At 66.0% G+C, this 20700-nt stretch carries 20 protein-coding genes and 1 tRNA gene; 4 read left to right on the top strand and 17 right to left on the bottom strand.

Features of this window, described 5'->3' with window-relative positions:
- Positions 1 to 4: 4 nt before the first annotated feature.
- Together DFO47_RS14645 and mca are read right to left on the bottom strand one after the other, a co-directional pair.
- Positions 5 to 334: a hypothetical protein gene (locus DFO47_RS14645; protein ID WP_109863465.1), complete on the bottom strand. Its 330-nt coding sequence runs from the start codon at positions 332 to 334 to the stop codon at positions 5 to 7.
- 98 nt (positions 335 to 432) lie between these two features.
- Positions 433 to 1338 (bottom strand): mycothiol conjugate amidase Mca, encoded by a 906-nt coding sequence (gene mca / locus DFO47_RS14640; RefSeq protein ID WP_018761891.1) that lies wholly within the window; start codon positions 1336 to 1338, stop codon positions 433 to 435.
- Between the two features lie 128 nt (positions 1339 to 1466).
- Here mca and DFO47_RS14635 point away from each other — a divergent pair, with 128 nt between their 5' ends.
- Both DFO47_RS14635 and greA read left to right on the top strand, forming a co-directional pair.
- Complete coding sequence (locus DFO47_RS14635; protein ID WP_018761892.1) at positions 1467 to 1934, top strand: DUF4307 domain-containing protein; 468 nt, start codon at positions 1467 to 1469, stop codon at positions 1932 to 1934.
- A gap of 142 nt (positions 1935 to 2076) precedes the next feature.
- Entirely contained in the window at positions 2077 to 2571 is a 495-nt protein-coding gene (greA, locus tag DFO47_RS14630; RefSeq protein ID WP_018761893.1) for a transcription elongation factor GreA, read from the top strand.
- A 105-nt stretch (positions 2572 to 2676) separates the two neighbouring features.
- Here greA and DFO47_RS14625 read toward each other — a convergent pair whose 3' ends face one another.
- From DFO47_RS14625 to DFO47_RS14610, 4 genes are read right to left on the bottom strand one after another with little or no spacing between them, the layout of a single operon-like run.
- On the bottom strand, positions 2677 to 3291 hold the full coding sequence (locus tag DFO47_RS14625) for a rhomboid family intramembrane serine protease (RefSeq protein ID WP_133832132.1): 615 nt from the start codon (positions 3289 to 3291) through the stop codon (positions 2677 to 2679).
- Positions 3292 to 3299: 8 nt separating this feature from the next.
- Positions 3300 to 4538, bottom strand: a complete 1239-nt coding sequence (gene ilvA, locus DFO47_RS14620) for a threonine ammonia-lyase (RefSeq protein WP_133832131.1) — start codon at positions 4536 to 4538, stop codon at positions 3300 to 3302.
- A 3-nt stretch (positions 4539 to 4541) separates the two neighbouring features.
- Positions 4542 to 5858 (bottom strand): AI-2E family transporter, encoded by a 1317-nt coding sequence (locus DFO47_RS14615; RefSeq protein WP_240617806.1) that lies wholly within the window; start codon positions 5856 to 5858, stop codon positions 4542 to 4544.
- 25 nt (positions 5859 to 5883) lie between these two features.
- Entirely contained in the window at positions 5884 to 6858 is a 975-nt protein-coding gene (locus DFO47_RS14610; RefSeq protein ID WP_133832130.1) for an aldose 1-epimerase family protein, read from the bottom strand.
- A 100-nt stretch (positions 6859 to 6958) separates the two neighbouring features.
- Here DFO47_RS14610 and galT point away from each other — a divergent pair, with 100 nt between their 5' ends.
- Positions 6959 to 8113 carry a galactose-1-phosphate uridylyltransferase gene (galT, locus tag DFO47_RS14605; RefSeq protein WP_133832129.1) on the top strand — a complete coding sequence of 385 codons (1155 nt, stop codon included), beginning with the start codon at positions 6959 to 6961 and terminating at the stop codon, positions 8111 to 8113.
- A complete protein-coding gene (gene galK / locus DFO47_RS14600; RefSeq protein WP_133832128.1) occupies positions 8110 to 9291 on the top strand; it encodes a galactokinase in 1182 nt (393 codons plus the stop codon). The genes galT and galK overlap by 4 nt, the downstream gene beginning before the upstream one ends.
- A 109-nt stretch (positions 9292 to 9400) precedes the next feature.
- On the opposite strand, the gene DFO47_RS14595 is transcribed toward galK, so the two are convergent.
- The 11 genes from DFO47_RS14595 to DFO47_RS14545 form a co-directional block, all read right to left on the bottom strand.
- A complete protein-coding gene (locus tag DFO47_RS14595; protein WP_133832127.1) occupies positions 9401 to 10300 on the bottom strand; it encodes a Bax inhibitor-1/YccA family protein in 900 nt (299 codons plus the stop codon).
- A gap of 148 nt (positions 10301 to 10448) precedes the next feature.
- Positions 10449 to 11162 carry an ABC transporter ATP-binding protein gene (locus tag DFO47_RS14590; protein ID WP_018761901.1) on the bottom strand — a complete coding sequence of 238 codons (714 nt, stop codon included), beginning with the start codon at positions 11160 to 11162 and terminating at the stop codon, positions 10449 to 10451.
- Positions 11149 to 12096: an ABC transporter ATP-binding protein gene (locus tag DFO47_RS14585; protein WP_133832126.1), complete on the bottom strand. Its 948-nt coding sequence runs from the start codon at positions 12094 to 12096 to the stop codon at positions 11149 to 11151. Before DFO47_RS14585 ends, DFO47_RS14590 begins: the two co-directional genes overlap by 14 nt.
- Positions 12093 to 13337 carry a branched-chain amino acid ABC transporter permease gene (locus tag DFO47_RS14580; RefSeq protein WP_133832125.1) on the bottom strand — a complete coding sequence of 415 codons (1245 nt, stop codon included), beginning with the start codon at positions 13335 to 13337 and terminating at the stop codon, positions 12093 to 12095. Before DFO47_RS14580 ends, DFO47_RS14585 begins: the two co-directional genes overlap by 4 nt.
- Positions 13334 to 14341 carry a branched-chain amino acid ABC transporter permease gene (locus tag DFO47_RS14575; RefSeq protein WP_018761904.1) on the bottom strand — a complete coding sequence of 336 codons (1008 nt, stop codon included), beginning with the start codon at positions 14339 to 14341 and terminating at the stop codon, positions 13334 to 13336. Before DFO47_RS14575 ends, DFO47_RS14580 begins: the two co-directional genes overlap by 4 nt.
- A 153-nt stretch (positions 14342 to 14494) precedes the next feature.
- The gene (locus DFO47_RS14570; protein ID WP_018761905.1) at positions 14495 to 15727 is read right to left on the bottom strand and encodes a branched-chain amino acid ABC transporter substrate-binding protein; all 1233 of its coding nucleotides are present in this window, start codon (positions 15725 to 15727) and stop codon (positions 14495 to 14497) included.
- A 246-nt stretch (positions 15728 to 15973) separates the two neighbouring features.
- Positions 15974 to 16047: transfer RNA gene (locus DFO47_RS14565), tRNA-Leu, on the bottom strand.
- Between the two features lie 97 nt (positions 16048 to 16144).
- Positions 16145 to 17611 carry an FAD-dependent oxidoreductase gene (locus DFO47_RS14560; protein WP_018761906.1) on the bottom strand — a complete coding sequence of 489 codons (1467 nt, stop codon included), beginning with the start codon at positions 17609 to 17611 and terminating at the stop codon, positions 16145 to 16147.
- 34 nt (positions 17612 to 17645) lie between these two features.
- On the bottom strand, positions 17646 to 19061 hold the full coding sequence (locus DFO47_RS14555; protein WP_133832124.1) for a S8 family serine peptidase: 1416 nt from the start codon (positions 19059 to 19061) through the stop codon (positions 17646 to 17648).
- Positions 19062 to 19065: 4 nt separating this feature from the next.
- Positions 19066 to 20013, bottom strand: a complete 948-nt coding sequence (locus DFO47_RS14550; RefSeq protein ID WP_133832123.1) for a Ppx/GppA phosphatase family protein — start codon at positions 20011 to 20013, stop codon at positions 19066 to 19068.
- Positions 20010 to 20681: a DUF501 domain-containing protein gene (locus DFO47_RS14545; RefSeq protein WP_133832122.1), complete on the bottom strand. Its 672-nt coding sequence runs from the start codon at positions 20679 to 20681 to the stop codon at positions 20010 to 20012. The genes DFO47_RS14550 and DFO47_RS14545 overlap by 4 nt, the downstream gene beginning before the upstream one ends.
- Positions 20682 to 20700 lie beyond the last annotated feature (19 nt).

Genomic DNA, 20700 nt, shown 5'->3' with positions numbered 1-20700 from the left:
CGGTTTACTCCCCCGGCCGCTGGAGCCCGTTTCCGTTGGACTCCGGCGCTGCCGGGCGCGGGCCGTCGTCGAGCCCGTCCTGCGCGTCAGCCGCCTCCACGTCTGCCGCGGTTGCGGCCGCCATGCGTTCTTCCTCCACCTGGGCGCGGTAGCGCACCCGGCGGATCCGGCGCACCATATCGACGATCAGCAAGGCCGTGGCCACCACGAAGAAAGCCGTCATGACGAACCCCAGCAGGCCGGGGGTCACCTGGTCCTCGGAGATCCCGTCCCGAAGCGTTGGAGTGGGCAACGGGGTCGGCGTGGTGGCGAGGCGGAGGAGCAGTGAATGCACGATTGATACCTTTTGGTGGAACGGATGCAGCAGGAGGCGGACAGCACGGGCCTGGGACGCACCCGACTTCTACGCTTGATAGAAAAAGCCTGCTCTGACTATCTTAGCCCGGCGAACAAGTCCTTCTCCGGGAGCTCGGACGGCACCCTCGAATGGATCAGGGAGTAGTCCTCCCAGGGCCAGGTCCGGCGCTGCATGTCGGGTGAGACGGCGAAGAAGAACCCCAGCGGGTCCACCTGCGTCCGGTGGGCGCGCAGGGCGTCGTCACGAACTTCGAAGTAGTCGCCGCAGTCGATCTGTGTGGTGGTGGGGTGCGGCGCCGGCGGCGGGGTGTGGCCCTCGGCGTCGGATTCGAGCCACGCGGCCAAACGCTCGGCATACGGGGACTGGAGGCCCGCCTCTTCCAGCGCAAAGTGCAGGGCCCGGAACCGTTCGGGGCTGAAGGCGCGGTCGTAGTAGAGCTTGCTCGGCTCCCACGCCTCCCCCGCGTCCGGGTAGCGTCCCGGATCGCCGGCGGCTTCGAAAGCTTCCACAGCCACACGGTGGGCCATGATGTGGTCAGGGTGGGGGTAGCCGCCGTTTTCGTCGTAGCTGAGGATGACGTGCGGTTTGAACGAACGGACCAGCCGCACCAGCGGCGCCGCAGCCCGTTCCAGGGGCAAGGTGGCGAACGAACCGGCCGGAAGCGGCGGAAGGGGATCGCCTTCGGGAAGTCCGGAGTCGACGAATCCAAGCCACGCCTGCTTGATGCCAAGGATGGAGGCTGCGTTGGCCATTTCCAGCCTGCGGGCACCGGCCATGTCCCGCTTCGGGTGTGGTTCGCCTTCGACTGCCGGGTTCTGGATGTCGCCGCGCGACCCGTCCGTGCAGGTTGCCACCATGACATCCACGCCCGTGGCTGCGTACATGGCCATGGTCGCAGCGCCCTTGCTGGATTCGTCGTCCGGGTGGGCATGGACTGCGAGCAGCCGGAGCGGCACCTGGGAGTTGCTGGACGCTGTCATGGAAAGGACGGCTCCTTATTCTTGTTTCGCGGCTCGTGGCAGCCGAAGGATGTTGAAGCGGGCGTCGTGCCCCACCGGCGGCCACGGCCGCCGCAGGGAGCCTGCGGAAAGGGCACTAAACTGGTCTGGTGACTTCCCCGGACCAGCCGGCCCAACCCGCGCCCGCAGACACTAGCCTAGCCAATCGGTATGGTGCTAAAAAGCGCCGGTTCACTCCCAAGGCCACCCGCACCGCCATCGGCATCGCCCTCGCGGCCGGAATCGGGTTCCTGGCATGGGTTTCGACGTCGAATTCCCTGTCCGGGGTGACGTACAAGGACATCGGCTACAGCACCACCGATTCCACCGTTGCCGAGGTCGACTTCCAGGTCACCCGCGAGCCCGGAAACGCCGTGAAGTGCGCCGTCAAGGCACTGGACTCCAAGTTCGCCGTCGTGGGCTGGAAGGTGGTTGACATCCCGCCGTCGGCGGCGGATGGAACGGCCGACGGCGGCAGGACAGTCGCCCAGCGCGTCACCGTGCTCACTGAGTCGGAGTCCGTGTCGGGCCTGGTGGACAGCTGCTGGATTCCCAGCCAGGCGCAACAAGGGATGTGACCGGCGACTCGTCCAGGTTGGGTTATCTCCAAGTGATTGACTACACTGGATAGATACCTTTACCCCGCTGAGCTGGTTGCTGCTCCACAAGTGGCCACCATGGCGGGGTCTTTTGCATGTAGGACCACCAGAGGAGAAGTCCGTGTCTACCACCAACAGCGCTTCTGCAGCCTGGCTCACCCAGGAAGCTTTTGACCGCCTGAAGGCAGAGCTGGACCACCTTTCCGGCGCAGGCCGGGCGGAGATCGTCCAGAAGATTGAAGCAGCGCGGCAAGAGGGCGACCTCAAGGAAAACGGCGGTTACCACGCAGCCAAGGAGGAGCAGGGCAAGATTGAAGCCCGCATCCGCCAGCTGACCGTGCTGCTTCGGGATGCCCACGTGGGCGAAGCACCTGCCGATGACGGCATCGTGGAACCGGGCATGATCGTGGTGGCCAAAATCGCCGGGGACGAAGAGACGTTCCTGTTAGGCTCCCGTGAAATCGCCGGCGACTCGGATCTGGATGTCTTCAGCGAAAAGTCGCCGCTGGGTGCCGCCATCGTGGGCCACAAGGAGGGGGACACCCTCAGCTACGTCGCTCCGAACGGCAAAGACATCAAGGTGGAGATCCTCTCCGCCAAGCCCTACGCAGCCTAGCCTTCGCCGGCCTGGCCGACGCTGGCACACTGCGGCGGCCGTCCCCTCAGGGGACGGCCGCCGCAGTGTTTTAAAGCCGACCGTGGCGGCACACAGGCGCTTTGCTCAGGGCCCCACGGTTGCCGGGACGCGGGGCCGGAGCAGGAGCGCAGCCACGACACCGCCGGCAGCACCGCCCAGGTGCGCTTGCCAGCTCACGTAACCGGCAACGAACGGCAGGGCGCCCAACAGGATGCTCCCGTAGCCCATGAACAGGACCACGGCGAGCAGGATCTGCCGCCAGCTCCGGTTGAAGAAGCCTCGCACCAGGAGGAACGAGAACAACCCGAAGACCAGGCCGGATGCCCCCACGGTAACGCCGTCGCCAATGAGCCACACGGTCAGGCCGCTGCCCAGCCAGCTGAAGGCAAGCGCGGTCAGGAAGACGCGCAGCCCGGACAGGAACACCAGGAACCCGAAGATAACCAGTGGAAAACTGTTGGAGAGCAGGTGGTTCAGGTTGGCGTGCAGCAGCGGGAAGGTGAAGATGTCCAGCAGCCCGTCGGCGCTCCTGGGCCGCAGCCCGAATGTCCTGACCAGCGCGCCCATCATCAGCGAGTTGGCCACCTCCAGGGCGAACAACAGGGCAAGGAAGCCGCCCAGCACCGCCAGGCCGCCCTTCGCGCGCGACGCCAGGGTTTGGCGCCCGGGGAGGCGTCGGTTACCAGCAGGTCCGGCCATGCCCTGTCCTAATGGACCACGATCGGCTGGAAACCTTCAGCGCGGAGTGCGCTGAGGACCTGCTCACCGTGCTGGTGGCCCTTGGTCTCAAGGTTCACCGTGATGGATACGTCGCCCATGCTGATGGAACCACCCACGCGGGTGTGGTCCAGGCCGGTGACGTTCGCATCGTTTTCGGCGATGATGCGCGCAATGGTTGCAAGGGAGCCGGGACGGTCGTCCAGCATCATTCGCACGGTCATGTAGCGGCCCGCGGCGGAGAGGCCGCGCTGGATGACCTTGAGCATCAGCATGGGATCGATGTTGCCGCCGGAGAGGACGGCCACGGTGGTTCCCGGGTTCTCGATCTTGCCGTCCATCAGGGCCGCGACGCCCACCGCACCTGCGGGCTCCACCACCATTTTGGCCCGTTCCAGCAGGAAGATCAGGGCACGGGCCAGGGAGTCCTCGCTGACGGTGACCACGTCATCGACCAGTTCGCGGATTATGCTGAAGGGCAACTGCCCCGGGCGGCCCACGGCGATGCCGTCAGCCATGGTGGAAACCTTCTTCAGCGGCACCAGGGCATCGGCGGCCAGCGAGGGCGGGTAGGCGGCGGCATTCTCCGCCTGGACGCCGATGATGCGGATCTCGCGGCCGAGTTCCCCGGCCCGGGCCTTGATGGCGACGGCGACCCCAGCAAGGAGCCCTCCGCCACCCACGCCCATGAGTACGGTGTCGACGGTGGGCACCTGCTCCAGGATTTCGAGGCCAACGGTCCCCTGTCCTGCCACGACGTCCACGTTATCGAACGGGTGGACGAAGACCATTCCGGTCTCATTGCTGTAGCGCTGTGCTTCGGCCAGCGCCTCGTCAACGTTGTGTCCATGGAGGATCACTTCGGCGCCATGGCTGCGGGTCGCGGCGAGCTTGGGCAGAGCCACTCCCAGGGGCATGTAGATGCGGGCCTTGATGCCCAGGCTCTTGGCGGCAACGGCTACACCCTGGGCGTGGTTGCCGGCGGACGCTGCCACCACGCCGCGCTTCTTCTCGTCCGCGGAGAGCCGCGCCATGCGGACGTAGGCGCCGCGCACCTTGAATGACCCGGCCCGTTGCAGGTTTTCGCATTTGAAGTAGACGTCACCGCCCACCATGCCGCCCAGCGCGCGGGACGATTCCACGGGGGTGCGCGCAATAATCCCGTCAAGCAGCTTCTGCGCCTCAAGGACATCGTCCAGTGTGACGGGAAGGGTTTCAAGGATCTTCACGGACTACTCTCCTCTGGATTCGGCTCCGGTGCCCTCTCGGGAGGCGGTGCGGGCATCGCGGTTTTCGGCTGTTGCGCCGGCCGCCTCCAGCCCCGCATCGGATGCAGCCTGCGGTTCAACGTCCTCAATGGTGTTGTCCCCGCCCGCTCCTGCTGTGATGGGCTTTCCGGCGATGACCGGCACTTGTTCATGTTCCCACGTTCTTGCGGCAATGTAGCGAACGGCCGAGTTTGCTACGGCCAGGATGGGTACAGAAAAGAGCGCCCCGGGGATTCCGGCGAGGTACGAGCCCGCCGCAACGCTGAGGATTACCGCCACAGGGTGCAGCGAGACGGCCTTGCCCATGACCAGGGGTTGCAGGATGTGGCCCTCGAGTTGCTGGACCAGCAGGACGATGGCCAGCATGACCAGCGCATTGACCGGGCCGTTGGCCACCAAGGCGAGCAGGATGGCGACGGCGCCCGTCACCAGGGCGCCCACCACCGGGATGAAGGAGCCGAGGAAGACCAGCACGCCGAGCGGAAGCGCCAGCGGGACACCGATTATGGCCGCGCCTACGCCGATACCGATCGCGTCGACGGCAGCGACGAACATCTGGATGCGCGCATAGCTGACCATCGACGCCCAGCCCTTGCGGCCTGCACCGAACGTCGCTGCCCGTGCCTTTCGGGGCAGCAGCCTGACCAGGAAAGCCCAGATCCGGTCTCCTTCCAGCAGGAAGAAGATAAGGATGAACAGTGACAGGAGCATCCCGGCCGCAAAGTGTCCGGCGGTGCTGCCGAAGGAGAGCGCACCGCTGAGGATGCTGCTGCTGTTGTTCTGCAGCGCGTCACTGGCGTCCTTGACGTACTGGTCCACCTGGGCGTCCGTGAGGTGCAGGGGGCCCGTGGACAGCCAGTCCTGGACCTGCCGTATGCCTTCGAGGGCCTGTGACCAGAGCTCTCCGAACCCGACCGCAAGCTGGCGGCCCACCAGGGCCAGCGCACCCGCGATGACCCCGATAAAGCCCAGGACCGTCACGGCCACGGCGAGGCCGGCGGGCAGGCGCCGGCGTTTCAACCAGTGCGTGACCGGACTCAGGAGTCCTGCAAGGAGCGCGGCCACCATGATCGGAATGATCAGGAGCGTGATCTTGCTCAGCAGCCACACGAGGGTTCCTGCCATCAGCAGGATCAGTCCCAGCCGCCACGACCAGGACGCCGCAATGCGGACGCCGTAGGGAATGTCCTTGTCGAGTTCACGATCCGTCAGCACCCTCAGCGGGGCAGCGGGGGCAGAAGGTTGGTTTGCCTGGGTTACGGCGTCCTCATGTGGCGTCATAACCCAATACTTCCGCAGCCTTGCGCTAATGGGAAACCAACGCCCCGGCCGGGGCCGGGACATAGTCGATCCCCCATTCGATGCTGAAGGATTCGCCCGGCGCCAGCCAGCGAAGGCCGTCTCCGGAGTTGAATGCGTTCGCTGGTCCGGTCATCGGTTCCACGGCCACGGCGCGGGTCCGGCCGGGGTATTCGGTGCTGACGAAAACGTGGACATAGCGGCAGGCTTCGTCCTGCCAGAGCGACACCGCGGCGCCGTCGGCGGCGGCCAGGGTGTGCCGCGCCCTGCCCCCGTCGTAGCGCAGGTCGGTCAAGGCGACATCCACTGCGAGATTGGCAATCGCGCTGCCGGAGCGGAAGTCGGTATCTCCGTCCACCGGCGCCGTGCTGCGCGGGATCAGGCGGTCATCGGCCACCAGCCGGGTCTCGGCGGCGACTGTCAGCTTCAGGTCCTCGACCGGCGTGTCGCCGACCCGCAGGTAGGGGTGTGCGCCCAGGACGAAGGGAGCCGGAGCCGTGGAATCGTTGATGAGCGTCTGCCTGACGTGGAGTCCCAAGTCGTCGGTGAGCTGGTAGTGCACCCGATGCCGGGCCAGGAAGGGGTACCCATGCTGCGGAAAGATGGTGGCTTCAAGTTCCACCGAATGTTCCGACCTCCCCACGAGGGAGTAGCCGGTGTTCCGGAGGAGTCCGTGGCTGGCGTTGTTGCGGGACACTTCCGTGATGTCCAGCTGTTGCTTCTTCCCGTCCAGGAGCCAGGTCCCGTCCTCCACCCGATTGGCCCAGGGCGCCAGCGTAATCCCGGTGGCGCCGGGAGCGATCTGGTCATCGCCGTAGGTTTCCGTGAGCAGGACACCGCCCCGGTGGTACGAGCGCAGGCCTGCCGCCAGCTCGGTGACCACGGCCGCGGCATCGCCGCGGCGCAGCTCGTATTGGCGGCCGGTCGCGCAGGACGGGAGGGACGCGGCACCTTGGTTTTCGGGTTCGGAAGAGGCAGTCATGGGCCTACCGTACAACGGGCGGCGCCGCACCCGCATGAGCGTCACTGTTACTTTTTGTTGTTAACTATTCTTTATTGAGCGTTTATGAGAAACTTTTGCCATGACAGGGATGACCACCACCACGCTCTCCGACGGTCGGGAACTGATGTACTTCGACGATGCGGGCAGCACCACGCCCCGGACCGCGGAACTCACCACGGACCATCGCGGGCTGCCGCCCAGGGGCGAACCGGGCGAGATCCGGTTCGACGCCCTCACCGGGGAGTGGGTGGCTGTGGCTGCCCACCGGCAGACACGGACACACCTGCCTCCGGCGGACCAATGCCCCATTTGCCCCACCACTGACTCGAACGCGTCAGAGATTCCGGCTTCCGACTACGACGTGGTGGTATTCGAAAACCGCTTCCCGTCCCTCGGCCCTGCATTGGGGCCCGTTCCGGCGGATCCGGGATGGGGAACGAAAGGTCCCGCCTACGGGCGCTGCGAGGTTGTCTCCTTCACTCCTGAACACACCGGTTCGTTCAGCGGACTGACCCGGGAACGGTCCCGCACAGTGATCGAGGCGTGGGCACAGCGCACCGCTGCGCTCAGCGCCATGGCCGGCATCAAGCAGGTGTTCCCGTTTGAGAACCGGGGCGCCGATATCGGCGTGACGCTGCATCACCCACACGGACAGATCTACGCCTACCCTTACGTCACACCCCGCGCAGGCGTCCTGGGCGCTGCCGCCCGGAGGTACTACGACGCCAAGGACGGGAGCGAAACCCTGACCGGCTCCCTGCTGCGTGCAGAACGCGAAGACGGCAGCCGGATGGTGGTGGAGGGGACGCATTTCAGCGCCTATGTGCCCTTCGCCGCCCGGTGGCCCCTGGAGATCCACTTGGTGCCGCATCGCCACGTCCCCGACCTTGCCGCCTTGGACGGGGACGAGAAGGACGAGCTGGCGGAGGTGTACCTCGACCTGCTCAAGCGGGTGGATGCCCTCTACCCCACACCCACGCCCTACATCTCCGCGTGGCACCAGGCTCCCCTGGATGATGTCCTCCGCCCGGCCGGCTACCTCCACCTGCAGCTGACCTCCCCGCGCAGGGCAGCGGATAAGCTGAAATACCTCGCCGGCTCGGAGGCAGCGATGGGCGCGTTCATCAACGACACCACGCCGGAAAGCGTGGCGGAGCGCCTGCGCAGTGTCTCTGTCCCGGCGTCCACAGAGCCGTCCGCCGTGGCGGCCGCACCAGAAGGAGCTTCCGCGTGAGCAGCCAGGACCAGGCCGGCACAGCCCAGGTTTCCGCCGTCGATCTCGCCGTCCGCTTCGCCGAAGCTTTCGGTGGCACTGCAGACGGCGTGTGGCAGGCGCCGGGCCGGGTCAACCTCATCGGCGAGCACACCGACTACAACGAAGGGTTCGTGCTTCCGTTCGCCATCGACCGCACCGCCCGGGTGGCCGTCGCGGTCCGCCCGGACCGGACCGTGCGGCTGCTGTCCACATACGGTGACCAAGGCGTCGTTACCACCTCGCTGGAGTCCCTGCAGCCCGGAACAGCCAAGGGCTGGACCAAGTACCCCCTGGGTGTCATGTGGGCCCTCCGGGAGCGCGGCATCGACGTCCCCGGCCTGGACCTGCTCCTTGACTCCACGGTGCCGCTGGGCGCCGGCCTGTCGTCGTCGCACGCCATCGAATGCGCCGTGATCTCCGCACTCAACGACCTCACCGGCGCCGGGCTTACGGCCGAGGAGATGGTGCTGGCAACGCAGCGTGCGGAGAACGACTTCGTGGGCGCGCCCACGGGGATTATGGATCAGTCCGCGTCGCTGCGCGGCGCCAAGGGCCATGCGGTGTTCCTCGACTGCCGGGACCAGAAAGCCGCCCTGGTTCCGTTCGAGACGGAACCCGCCGGCCTGGTGCTGCTGGTCATCGACACCAAGGTGTCCCATTCCCATGCCGACGGCGGCTACGCCTCCCGGCGCGCGTCCTGCGAGCTCGGGGCGGAGGTCCTCGGGGTCAAGGCGCTGCGGGACGTCCAGGTGGGTGACCTTGAAGAGGCTGCCGGGCTGCTCGATGAGGTGACGTTCAGGCGGGTGCGGCACGTGGTGACTGAAAACGACAGGGTGCTCCAGACGGTCGAACTCCTGGACGGTGCCGGCCCGGTTGCCATCGGACCCCTGCTGGATGCCAGCCACGCCTCCATGCGGGATGATTTTGAAATTTCGTGCCCGGAGCTGGACCTGGCCGTGGACACGTCACGGGCGAACGGGGCCATCGGTGCCCGCATGACCGGAGGCGGGTTCGGCGGGGCAGCGATCGCCCTGACCCCCGTGGATGCGGAGCAGCAGGTTCGGACCGCCGTCGCGAAGGCCTTCTCCGACGCCGGCTTCACGGCACCGGACATCTTCACTGTGTCCCCTGCCGCCGGCGCCATGCGTATTGCCTAGGCGGGCGACCGCTCAGCCCTGACGCGCTGCGGACGCAAAAGGCCGTGGGCCCCATCGTTTGGTGGGGACCACGGCCTTTGCTGACGACGGCGGCAGTTGCCGCCGGTGCCTAGTCGTCGCCGCGCAGGATGGCCAGCAGGCGGATGATTTCCACGTACAGCCAGACCAGCGTGACGGTGAGGCCGAAGGCCGCCGTCCAGGAGAAGCGCTGCGGAGCGCCACTGCGGACTCCGGCCTCGATGCTGGTGAAGTCCATGACCAGCGAGAAGGCGGCAAGCCCAATCGCCAGCAGGCCGATGACGACGCCGATCATGCCGCTGCGCAGGCCGAAGGGCTCCTGCGTCAGGCCGGTCATCATCATGACAAGGTTGACGATGGAGAACAGGGCGTAGCCGCCGAGTGCGATCATGAAGAAGCGCATGGCCTTGGGTGTTGCACGCACCTTGCCACTCTTGAACAGCAGGAGGGTTACGGCGAAGACCGAAAGCGTGCCGACGACTGCCTGCAGGCCCACACCTGGGTACTGCGTGTCCAGGATCCGGGTCAGGCCGCCAAGGAAGAGTCCTTCCAGGGCGGCATAGGCGAGGATGAGTGCGGGCGAGGGCTGCTTCTTGAACGTGTTGACCAGGGCCAGCACGAAACCGCCCAGGGCTCCGACAATCATCAGCAGGGAGGCCAGCCCCAGGCCAACGGTCAGCGTGATGGCTGCGCCTACCAGCACGGCGCCGAGGCAGGCCGCGGTCTTCATGATGACGTCGTCGAACGTCATCCTGCCGGTGTCGGCGGGGCCGGCAGACGGCTGGTTGTACATCTGCTGGAGTTGTTCGTCCGTCATGCCCTGGGATTGGGTGCCCCACCCCTGCTGGCCGTAGGACGGCTGGCCGTACGGCTGCTGACCGTACGGCGCCTGGCCGTAAGGAGCACCGTACGGAGCCTGCGGGACAGGCGGTGCCTGGGTGGCGCCACGGAAACTCTGTCCGTTGAAGATCGGGTTGCCGCCAAGTGCCATTGCGGAATTCCTCCATGTGGGTGTGGGTGATGAGCTGATTGTTACGCTACCAAGTCCCACGTGGAGGCCGTGGTGAAAGTTCCCGCGGGGCCCGGTTGCAACCGAACCGTGACCGTTGCCTCCCGGACAACCGGGCCCCGCAGGGGAGCTATCCCACGCCCAGGTAGGCCTCTTTGATGGAGGGATCTTCCAGCAATTGCTTGCCGGTGCCACTGTGCGTGATCTCGCCGGTCTCCAGGACGAAGGCCCGGTGCGCTCCCGCCAGGGCCTGGTTGGCGTTCTGCTCCACCATCAGGACGGTGGTGCCTTGGTTGTTGATCTCCTTGATGATCTTGAAGATCTGCCGGATGAACTGCGGTGCCAGCCCCATGGACGGCTCGTCCAGCAGGAGCAGCTTCGGGTTGGACATCAGGGCCCGTCCGATGGCGAGCATCTGCTGCTCGCCCCCGGACATGGTTCCGCCGAACTGCTTTTCGCGTTCCTTCAGCCGCGGGAACAAGTCGAAGACGCGGTCCAGGTCCTTGGATACGCCGCTTCTGTCCTTGCGCCCGAAGGTGCCCATGTCGAGGTTTTCCATCACCGTCATGCCCGGGAAGATCCCACGGCCCTCGGGCGCCTGCGAAATCCCGTGCACCACCCGGATGTGCGCCTTCATCTTGGTGATGTCCTGGCCCGCGAAGGTGATCTTTCCCTCGGAGCAGTTCAACAGGCCGGAGATGGTGCGCATGGTGGTGGTCTTGCCGGCGCCGTTGGCGCCGATCAGCGCCACCACTTCGCCTTCTTCCACCGTGAAGGAGATGTTCCGCAGCGCCTGGATGCGGCCGTAGTGGACGGAAACGTCCTCAAGTTCAAGCAACGTCATCTTCGGGCTCTCCTAGGTAGGCGGCAATGACCCTCGGGTCTTCGCGGATCTCGCGCGGCAGTCCGTCCGCGATCTTCTTCCCGAACTCCAGCACCACGATCCGGTCGGTGACACCCATCACGAGCTTCATGTCGTGCTCGATCAGCAGTACGGTGTAACCCTCGTCCCTGATGGTGCGGATGAGCGCCATCAGCTCCTCTTTCTCGGCCGGGTTGAAGCCGGCGGCCGGCTCGTCGAGGCAGAGTACCTTCGGATCGGTAGCCAGTGCCCGGGCGATCTCCAGCCGGCGCTGGAAACCGTAAGGCAGCTGGCGGGACAGGACGTGGGCGTGGCTGCTGATGCCCACGAAGTCAAGCAGTGCCATGCCGCGCTCGATGGCGGACTTTTCCTCCTTGATGTGGGTGGGCAGTCGCAGCAGGGCCCCGCCAACGCTGGTCCGGTGCCGCGCGTCCAGGCCCACGACCACGTTTTCCAACGCCGTCATTTCGCCGAAGAGCCGGATGTTCTGGAAAGTGCGGGACAAGCCCAGGCGGGTGATCTTATGCTGCTTGATGCCGTTCAGGACCTGGCCCTCCAACACCACCTTCCCGCTGGTGGGCTTGTAGACCCCGGTCATGGCGTTGAAGCAGGTCGTCTTGCCGGCGCCGTTGGGACCGATAAGCCCCAGGATCTCGCCGCGCTTGATGTTGAAGCTGACGTTGTCCAATGCCACGAGGCCGCCGAACTTGATGGTGAGGTTCTGGACCTCCACGATGTTGTCGCCCACCGCAACCGCGATATCGCGGTCCTGTGCCACTTTCTCGGCCAGTTCCTGGTCCACCCCGGCTTCGGCCAGGGCTTCGATGTCCATTTCGGGTGCTGCAACTGCCGGGCTGCCCTTGTCCGGCTGCTCCTCGACGCTGCCGGAGCCGGCCTGCCGTTCCTCGGAACTCATGCCTCCGCTCCCCTCTCTCCGGCCGTGCGGGTCCCGGGGCCGGCTGTTGGATTGTCCGTGTCTTTGGTTTGCGTGTCCCGGGCCGTGACCTTGTTGAAAGCTGTCCGGCCATAGGCGAGCAGGCGCTGCCGTGCCGGGAGCAGCCCCTGCGAGCGGAAGATCATGATCAGGACCAGGGCGATGCCAAAGATCAGGTATTTGTACTCGGCGATGGCCGTGAACCTCAACGGAATGTAGCTGACCAGGGCCCCACCCAGGATGGCGCCGACCTTGTTGCCGGCCCCGCCGAGCACGACGGCAGCGAGGAACAGGATTGAGGTGGTGACGTCGAACTTCTGGTTATTGACGAACCCCACCTGCCCGGCAAAAAGCGCGCCGGAAAGGCCGCCGATCGCGGCGCCGATGGCAAATGCCCACACCTTGTACTTGAAGGTGGGAACACCCATGATTTCAGCTGCGTCCTCATCCTCGCGGATGGCGATCCAGGCGCGGCCAACCCGGCTGCGCTCCAGGTTGCCCACCAGGAGGGTGACGATGATGATGATGGTCAGGGTCAGCCAGTACCAGGGCACACCGTTCGAGTTGGAGAAGATGGGCGTACCGTCAGCTTCGGTACCGGGCGGATGGCCGACGTTCTGGAAACCGACCTGGCCCTTCATGGCGGGAATGATCGTGGCCAGGATGCGGACGATCTCACCAAATCCAAGCGTCACGATGGCCAGGTAGTCGCCCCGAAGCCGGAGGGTGGGGACACCCAGCACCACGCCGAAGAACATTGTCACGGCCATGGCCACCGGAATGGTCCACAGGTAAGGGATGTGCAGGAAGGGTGAATCGGGGCTGGTCAGCATCGCCGCACAGTATGAGCCAACGGCGAAGAAGGCAACATACCCAAGGTCCAGCAGGCCTGCGTATCCCACCACCACGTTGAGGCCTACCGCGATGAGGGCAAACCGTGCCATATCGAAGCATGCCAAGGCGAAATTGTTGCCCGGCTCGGTGGTGATGATGGGCGGGTTGAGCAGCGGGAGCAGGTAGGCCAGGACAACGACGATGACCAGGAATGCCCACTGCTGCTGGCGCGACAGGGCGTGCCACCGGTCGGAGAAGTACCCGGACTTGCGTTTCCCGCGCTGGCGCAGATCGCTCCTGCCGGCCGCCTTGGACGAGGCTTCCCGGTCCTCAGCAGCCTGTGCGGCGGCCGCCGTCTGCAGCGGCGTGGGTCCATCCGTCATGCTCATGCTTTGCTCCTTCCAAGGGACGTGCCCAGGATGCCTTCGGGCCGCAGCAGCAGCACGAGCACCAGCACCACGAAGGCCACGACGTCGGTCCACTGCGAGTTTCCGAGCAGGATCTGGCCGTAGTTGCCGATCAAGCCGAGCAGCAGTCCACCCAGCAGGGCGCCGCGGACGTTGCCGATGCCCCCGAGCACGGCTGCGGCGAAGGCCTTGATGCCGAGGACGAATCCGCCGCTGTACTGGACACCGGAGGGGATTTTCATGACGTAGAACAATGCTGCGGCTCCTGCGAGCAGGCCCCCGATGATGAAGGTGGTAATAATGATGCGCTCTTTGTTGACACCCATCAACGTCGCGGTGTCCGGGTCCTGGGCGACTGCCCTGATGCCGCGGCCGGTGCGGGACTTGCTGATGAAACGGTCGATGCCGACCATCATGATGACGGCTGCGATGATGATCACCAGCTGCTGGGAATCGACGATGGTGCCGAAGACATCAAAGATGGGGGTGGGCCGGAACATTGTCAGCGCAAGTTCGGGGCTGGGACCGCGCCACAGGTAGATGAGGTACTGGATGGTGAACGAGGCGCCAATGGCGGTGATCAGGAAGACCAGGCGCGGGGCGTTGCGTTGCCGGAGCGGTTTATAGGCAATGCGCTCAAGCAGGAAGGCCGTGACTGCGGAGGCCAGCATGGCAAGGACCAAGGCCAGCAGCAGGTTCAGGATGATGGCCCAGATGTCGAGGCGGGGAACGGACGGGCCGAAGCCCAGGCTGCTCAGGGTGAAGAAGACGGCGTAGCAGCCAACGATGAACACTTCAGAGTGTGCGAAGTTAATCAAGTTCAGGACGCCGTACACGAGGGTGTAGCCAAGGGCGACCAGCGCGTAGATGGCGCCGAACGTCAGGCCGTCAAAGGTGGCACTCCAGAAATTCTGGGCCAGGGACGGTATATCGAAAGTGATCCAGTCATTTTCAGTCGGGAGCAGTGGGACGAGAGAGGGAAGCATGGGAACATCCTGATCCAGTTGCACGGGGCCTTGTGGGCCCGGCCGAGGGACTTATGTCTAGTGACGTAGCTTGGTCCTGGGTTTGTTGCCAAGCGAAGAAAAGGCTGTGGGGGCCTGCAGTGCTGGCCCCCACAGCCGATTCCCGCCGGTTTGCTACTCCCCGATGGGGCCGATCGGAACGATCTTCCCGTTTTCCACCTTGTAGCCGTAGACGGTCGGAGCCTGGAGCTCGCCCTTGGCATCCCACTTGTAGTGCTTGCTGAAGCCGTCCTTGTCGTAGGACTTCACCCACGACAGCAGATCTGCGCGGCTCTGCTTGCCCGCGTCGATGCCGGACAGGAGCACCGTTGCGGCATCGTAGCCTTCGATGGAGTACGTACCGGGCTCGGCGCCCTTGGAGACGTCCTTGTAAGCGGATGCGAAGTCCGGGATCAGTTCACCCGGGAGGCAGGGGCAGGTGAAGTAGGCGTTGTTCGAGGCATCGCCTGCCTGCTTGATGAACTGGTCATCCTTGACACCGTCGGGTGCCACGAATGTTCCGGTGAATCCCTTTCCGACCAGCTGCTGGTCGAACGGTGCGCCTTCGGCGTAGTAGCCGGCGTAGAAGACGGCGTCGGCCTTGGCGTTCATGATCTTGGAAATGACTGCGGAGAAGTCCTTCTGCCCCGTGGTTACCTTCTCCGTGCCGGCCAGGGCGCTGCCCAGGCCTGCAGAGGTGGAGGTGCCCAGGCCGATGCCGTAGTCGGAGTCATCCTGGACCAGGTAGACCTTCTTGGCCCCGAGCTTGCCGGTGAGGAACTTCGCGGCGGCCGGGCCTTGGACGGCGTCGTTGCCGAGGCCGCGGAAGAAAGTGGTCCAGCCGTTTTCGGTCAGCGTGGGGTTGGTGGCCGACGGGGTGATGTGGACCAGGCCCTTCTGCTCGAAAATGTTGCCGGTTGCCTTGGACTCGCCGGAGAACGGCAGGCCGATGACACCAAGGATGTCGGGCTCGCTCACCAACTGGGTCACCGGACCGGTGGCCTTGTTCGGGTCACCTTCGGTGTCGAACTTCTTGAACTGGACCTGGCAGCCCGGATTGGCCTTGTTGTGCTGGTCGATGGCGAGCTGGATGCCGTTGAAGATGTTGACGCCCAGCTGTGCGTTCGGGCCGGTCTGAGCGCCGGCATAGGCCAGCGTGGTGGTGGCCGGGCAGGTTGCCTTGCCGTCGCCGGCCGGCTTCACCGCGCCGGAAGGAACATCCACCTTCGAAATGGCGGGGATGTTCACTTTGCTGGAGGAGCCGGAGCTTTCGGTGGTGCCGGGGCCCGCCTGGTTGGCGCAGGCCGACAGCAGCATGCTGAATGTGGCTGCTGCTGCCAACGAGGTGAGGACTTTCTTTCGGTACATTTGTCTGCCTTCCGAAACAGGGCCATGCGATGCGCGTGCGGATCAATGGGGCGCTGCGGCGCCCGAAAATGGGACCAGGTATTCCTGATTTAGGTTCAAGCTAGTGCATGGAAGGCAGCGAATCTAAGTGACTGAGGTCACAGCCTTATAACAGTCGTTGCCTATGTGGAATTAAATGGCGAAAGCCGCCTGCAATGCAGGCGGCTTTCGATGGTGGGGGCGTCAGTTCCCCGTGCGTGGCAGTTGTACCCCAGGTGGGACTCGAACCCACAACACGCGGATTTTAAGTCCGCTGCCTCTGCCAATTGGGCTACTGGGGCGCCGGGTCAATGGTACCTGCCGGCGGCGTATTGCCGGGAAACGCCGACGGCGGCCGTCCCCGGAAAGGGGGACAGCCGCCGTCGGCGTGCTGAAGCGCTACTTGGCGTTTGCCGCCACCGTTTCCTTAGGAGCGGTCGTGGCGGATGAACCGGAGCCGGACGCAGGAACGGCTGCGGGTGCAGCCGCAGGCTTGGGAGCCGGGGTGGCCGCCGCGACGAAGGCGCCGCGCGGGTTGTCCAGGTCCAGCAGCTGCGTGGTGTCGCGGCCGGCAAAGAAGCTGATGATCCAGTTCAGGATGACGCGGAACTTGCGCTCAACGGTGGGCATGGCCATGCCGTGGTAACCGCGGTGTGCCAGCCAGGCAAGACCGCCCTTGAGGCCGATCCGGCCCAGGAGATTGATGTTGGCAACACCCTTCCATTCGCCGAAGCCGGCCACGGCACCGAGGTTCTTGTGCTTGTAGTCCCCCAGCGGCTTTTCCCAGCGCGAGGCCCAGAGGTTCTTCGCGAGGCGCTTGGCCTGGCGGAGGGCGTGCTGGGCGTTCGGGACGCAGGTGCCGTCCGGGAGGCCCTTCCCGGTGAGGTCCGGAACAGCCGCGATGTCACCGGCTGCCCAGGCGTTCTCCACGATGCCTTCGTCGCCGGCGATGCGCAGGTCCGGCAGGACGCGGACGCGGCCGCGCGGCTCGAGCGGGAAGTCGGTGGAACGGACCATGGGGTTGGCCTGCACGCCTGCAGTCCACACCAGGGTGTCGGCCTCGAATTCCTGCGCGGGCGTCTTGTCCGGCAGGTTGATGAGTTTCAGGCTGCCCTCGGCGCTGTCCAGCGACGTGTTCAGCAGGACCTCGATGCCACGGCTGCGGAGGTGCTCCACGACCCAGTCGGCCTGCTTGGCGGTGACCTCGGGCATGATGCGGCCCATGGCTTCAACCAGGACGAAGCGGATTTCCTCCTGCTTGACGCGCGGGTTGTTGCGCACGGCGGCGCGGGCGAGGTCTTCCATTTCGGTAATGCACTCGATGCCGGCGAAGCCGCCGCCGACCACCACGAAGGTGAGGGCCTTGGCGCGAGCAGCGGGGTCCGTCATGGTGGAGGCAACTTCGATGCGCTCCAGCAGCTTGTTGCGCAGGGCAACGGCTTCTTCGATGGTCTTCAGGCCGATGCCCTTGTCCGCCAGGCCCTTGATGGGGAACGTGCGGGTGATGGCGCCGGCTGCGAGGACGACGTCGAAATAGGGAACCTCAAAGTTTTCGCCGCCGTCGGCGGGTGCCACCACAGCCGTCCGGTTGACGTGGTCGATCGAGGTGACGCGGCCCTGGATCAGTTCCGTCTGCTTGAGGTGCTGGCGGTGGGACACCACCGCGTGGCGGGCTTCGATGTTGCCGCCGGCCACTTCGGGAAGGAAGGGCTGGTAAGTCATGTAGGGCAGGGGATCAACGACGGTGACGATGCCACCGGCATTCGCGATCTTCTTCTGCAGTTTCAGTGCTACGTACAAGCCGACGTACCCGCCGCCGACGACGAGTACCCTGGGACGGTCCTGGAGCTGTGGGGTGGTTGCCATAGTTTAAGGATAGCGCAGTTTGTGAAAATCTTCACTAACTTGGTCGCTGGTCCGTAACGTGACGTTCCCGGGGCAGATCCACCCGTTCCACCACTCCTGTGTCCGGGTCCTCCCTGGCCAGGGCCGGGTTGCGGGATGCCCGCCTGAGCTGGAAGGCCGCTGCCGCGATGATGGCCACGAACAGGGCGGCGAAACCAATCACGACGGCGGCGCCGATGGCACTGTCGCGCTGCGAGGGGGCCTTGGCGGCGGGGACGGTTGCCTCCGGCAGGGTTGGCGCGGCGCTGGGCACCGGGGTGGCGGAGGGAAGCGGGGTTGCCGGTGCTGCGTTGCCGCGCCGGTGGACCCGGATCCATTCGGCAATGGTGCCCAGCGGGTTCACCGACACTTCCGGGACCTCTGCCTTGAGGGCGGCCTCCGCGTTGAGGATGCCGTAGCCGTACAGCGGGTCCTTTCCGGGGGCGCCGGCATCCTTCGCCGTTGAGACGATCCTGTTAATGACCTGCTCGGCACTCATGTCCGGCCATTTGGACCGGATCAGGGCGGCCACCCCGGCAACGATCGGCGTGGACCCTGACGTTCCGGCCCACTCCGCGTAGCTCCCGCCGGGGAGCCCGCCCACCAGGTTCTCCGCAGGCGCGGCCACCCCGATGCTGATCCCTTGCGAGGAAGCATCCACGCTGGCGGTGTTCTTGCGGTCCAGGCCGGCGACGGTGAGGACACCGGGAATGGTTGCGGGAGCGCCCACCTGGGTGTTGCCGCCTACCCGGTTGCCGGCCGCGGCCACGATGACCACGTCCTTTTGTTCGGCATACAGGAACGCCGCATCCCAGCTTTGGGGCCATTGGGGTGTGGTGCTGCCGAGCGAAATGTTGATGACCTTGGCACCGTTGTCCACGGCCCAGCGGACGGCCTCTGGAATCTGGTCCTGGTCGCTCTTGCCGGAAGGGTTCGGCGAACCCAGCCAGGTGGAAACGGAAAGGAGCTGCGCTTCCGGCGCCACGCCCATGATCCCGTCCGGCGGCGTGCCGGCGGGCCCGGGGCTGGGGCTGGGGCTGGGCGAGGGACTGGCCGGCTGGTGCCCGCGGCCTGCCAGCATGGTGGCCACCAAGGTGCCGTGTTCGGGCTTGGAACCGACGCTTTTCTGGCCGTCCGGCTGGCCGGATCCGGACGCGTCATGGCCGCCGGTGACCACACCTTTGAGGTCCGGGTGCTGGGCGTCTATGCCGCTGTCGATGACGGCTACCTTGACTCCGGCGCCCTTGGAGACCTCCCAGGCCTTGGTGATGCCGGAATCTGCCAGCCAATATTCCTTGTCGCGCCAATCGTCGGCCTTGGCGGCCGGGGCGGTAAAGAGGCCGGCGCACAGGCAACATGCTGCGAGCAGGACAGCGACAAGGGCCGCGGCGGCCCGGCGCGCAGGCGGGGTCGGAGCTGGGGTGGACTGCATGCGGCTAGCCCATGCCCAGGGCGATGCCGTCAAGGATGTCGTGCTCGCTCGCGGTGGCGGAGGTGATCCTGCCGCCGGTCAGCGTGCCCATCCGTTCCAGGATGCGGCGCCATACCAGTCCCCCGGCGCCAATCACATCCACCCGGCCCGGATGCATGTACGGCAGGTCCGCGCGCCGGGCGCGGGTCATCTCGAGCAGGTCACCGGCCGCGGCCGTGACGACCTCGATGGGCAGCTCAGCGCCGTGGATGGCCTGCGGCGAATATTCGGGCAGGCGGAGGGCGTGCGCAGTGATGGTGGTGACGGACCCGGCCACACCGACGACGGCGGTGGCGCGTTCGAGCGGAACGTCGCGTCCGGCGCGGGCCAGGGCTGCGTCAACGTCGGCTTCGGCGGCCGCCACCTGTTCGGCGGTGGGCGGATCATCGCGCAGGTGCCGCTCCGTGAGGCGGACACAGCCAATGTCCACGGACTTGGCGGCCGTGACCCCGGCCGCGGTGCCGAGGACGAATTCGGTGCTTCCGCCGCCGAGGTCGACCACCAGGACTTCGTGGCCGTCCAGGATGGGCAGCACACTGCTGGCGCCGGCGAAGGACAAGGCCGCTTCCTCATCACCGGAAATGACCTCCGGTTCAACTCCCAGCAGGTCCCGGATGCCGTCTACGAAGACGTCGCGGTTGCGTGCGTCGCGGGTTGCCGAGGTCGCAACGAACCGGGTGCGTTCCGCGCCGTGCTCACGGATGAGGCGGGCATAGTCTGCGGCGGCGGCAAAGGTGCGTTCCAGCGCTTCCGGAGCCAGTTCGCCGGTGGCGTCCACCCCCTGGCCCAGCCGGACCACGCGCATTTCCCGGACGACGTCGGTCAAGGCCGCACTGCCGCTGCTCCGGTCGATGTCCGCGATCAGGAGCCGGATGGAGTTGGTGCCGCAGTCGATGGCGGCCACGCGCGTCATTCCGCCACCCCGGCGTCGCGGGCAGGCTTTCGCACGGGCGCGGGGCGGCCAACGATGTCCGGCAGGCCCTGGGGGCCGTGGCGGCTGAGATCCCGGGACGGCGCTGCCCCGGTGGTGTCCCAGGCGCCGTCGCAGTAGCATTTGTCCGCCGTCCACCACTCGCTGATCATTCCAAGGGCCTGGTCGCCGAGCGGGTTGACGCCGGGACCGGACGCCAGGGAGTGGCCCACGAGGACGTGCAGGCACTTGACGCGTACGGGCATGCCGCCGGCCGAGACGCCGTCGATTTCCGGCACCGGGCCGATGCCGGAACGCTCTCCGATCGCATTCCGGGCGGCCAGGTATTCGTCATGGGCCGACCGGTAAGCCGCAGCGAGGGCGGGGTCCCCGGCGAGCTGGTCATTCATCTCATTCATGACGCCGGCGGCTTCCAGCCTGGACACCGCGGAGGTGATCACCGGATGGGTCAGGTAGAACGTGGTGGGGAACGGGGTCCCGTTGCTGAGACGGGGGGCGGTCGCGGCGACGAGCGGGTTGCCGCAGACGCACCGTGCCGGAATTTCCACGACATCGCGGACAGGACGTCCCAGCTGCCTGCTCAGTACGTCAAGGTCGTGTGCTGTCGGTTGGCGGGATTCGTCCCGGGCGGCTTCCGTGCTGTGTTCCATTGTCGCGGGCCGTCCTTCC

Origin of the sequence: Arthrobacter sp. AG258, from assembly GCF_004364695.1 — a bacterium.
Classification (GTDB): domain Bacteria; phylum Actinomycetota; class Actinomycetes; order Actinomycetales; family Micrococcaceae; genus Arthrobacter.
Note: the sequence above shows the minus strand (reverse complement) of the source record. Positions and strands in the feature narration are given on the sequence as shown.

Excerpts from the sequence above, each read along its gene's own strand:
- mca (WP_018761891.1), bottom strand. The coding sequence starts at position 1,338 with ATGACAGCGTCCAGCAACTCCCAGGTGCCGCTCCGGCTGCTCGCAGTC.
- DFO47_RS14625 (WP_133832132.1), bottom strand. The coding sequence starts at position 3,291 with ATGGCCGGACCTGCTGGTAACCGACGCCTCCCCGGGCGCCAAACCCTG.
- DFO47_RS14615 (WP_240617806.1), bottom strand. The coding sequence starts at position 5,858 with ATGACGCCACATGAGGACGCCGTAACCCAGGCAAACCAACCTTCTGCC.
- DFO47_RS14610 (WP_133832130.1), bottom strand. The coding sequence starts at position 6,858 with ATGACTGCCTCTTCCGAACCCGAAAACCAAGGTGCCGCGTCCCTCCCG.
- galT (WP_133832129.1), top strand. The coding sequence starts at position 6,959 with ATGACAGGGATGACCACCACCACGCTCTCCGACGGTCGGGAACTGATG.
- DFO47_RS14595 (WP_133832127.1), bottom strand. The coding sequence starts at position 10,300 with ATGGCACTTGGCGGCAACCCGATCTTCAACGGACAGAGTTTCCGTGGC.
- DFO47_RS14590 (WP_018761901.1), bottom strand. The coding sequence starts at position 11,162 with ATGACGTTGCTTGAACTTGAGGACGTTTCCGTCCACTACGGCCGCATC.
- DFO47_RS14585 (WP_133832126.1), bottom strand. The coding sequence starts at position 12,096 with ATGAGTTCCGAGGAACGGCAGGCCGGCTCCGGCAGCGTCGAGGAGCAG.
- DFO47_RS14580 (WP_133832125.1), bottom strand. The coding sequence starts at position 13,337 with ATGAGCATGACGGATGGACCCACGCCGCTGCAGACGGCGGCCGCCGCA.
- DFO47_RS14575 (WP_018761904.1), bottom strand. The coding sequence starts at position 14,341 with ATGCTTCCCTCTCTCGTCCCACTGCTCCCGACTGAAAATGACTGGATC.
- DFO47_RS14570 (WP_018761905.1), bottom strand. The coding sequence starts at position 15,727 with ATGTACCGAAAGAAAGTCCTCACCTCGTTGGCAGCAGCAGCCACATTC.
- DFO47_RS14560 (WP_018761906.1), bottom strand. The coding sequence starts at position 17,611 with ATGGCAACCACCCCACAGCTCCAGGACCGTCCCAGGGTACTCGTCGTC.
- DFO47_RS14555 (WP_133832124.1), bottom strand. The coding sequence starts at position 19,061 with ATGCAGTCCACCCCAGCTCCGACCCCGCCTGCGCGCCGGGCCGCCGCG.
- DFO47_RS14550 (WP_133832123.1), bottom strand. The coding sequence starts at position 20,013 with ATGACGCGCGTGGCCGCCATCGACTGCGGCACCAACTCCATCCGGCTC.
- DFO47_RS14545 (WP_133832122.1), bottom strand. The coding sequence starts at position 20,681 with ATGGAACACAGCACGGAAGCCGCCCGGGACGAATCCCGCCAACCGACA.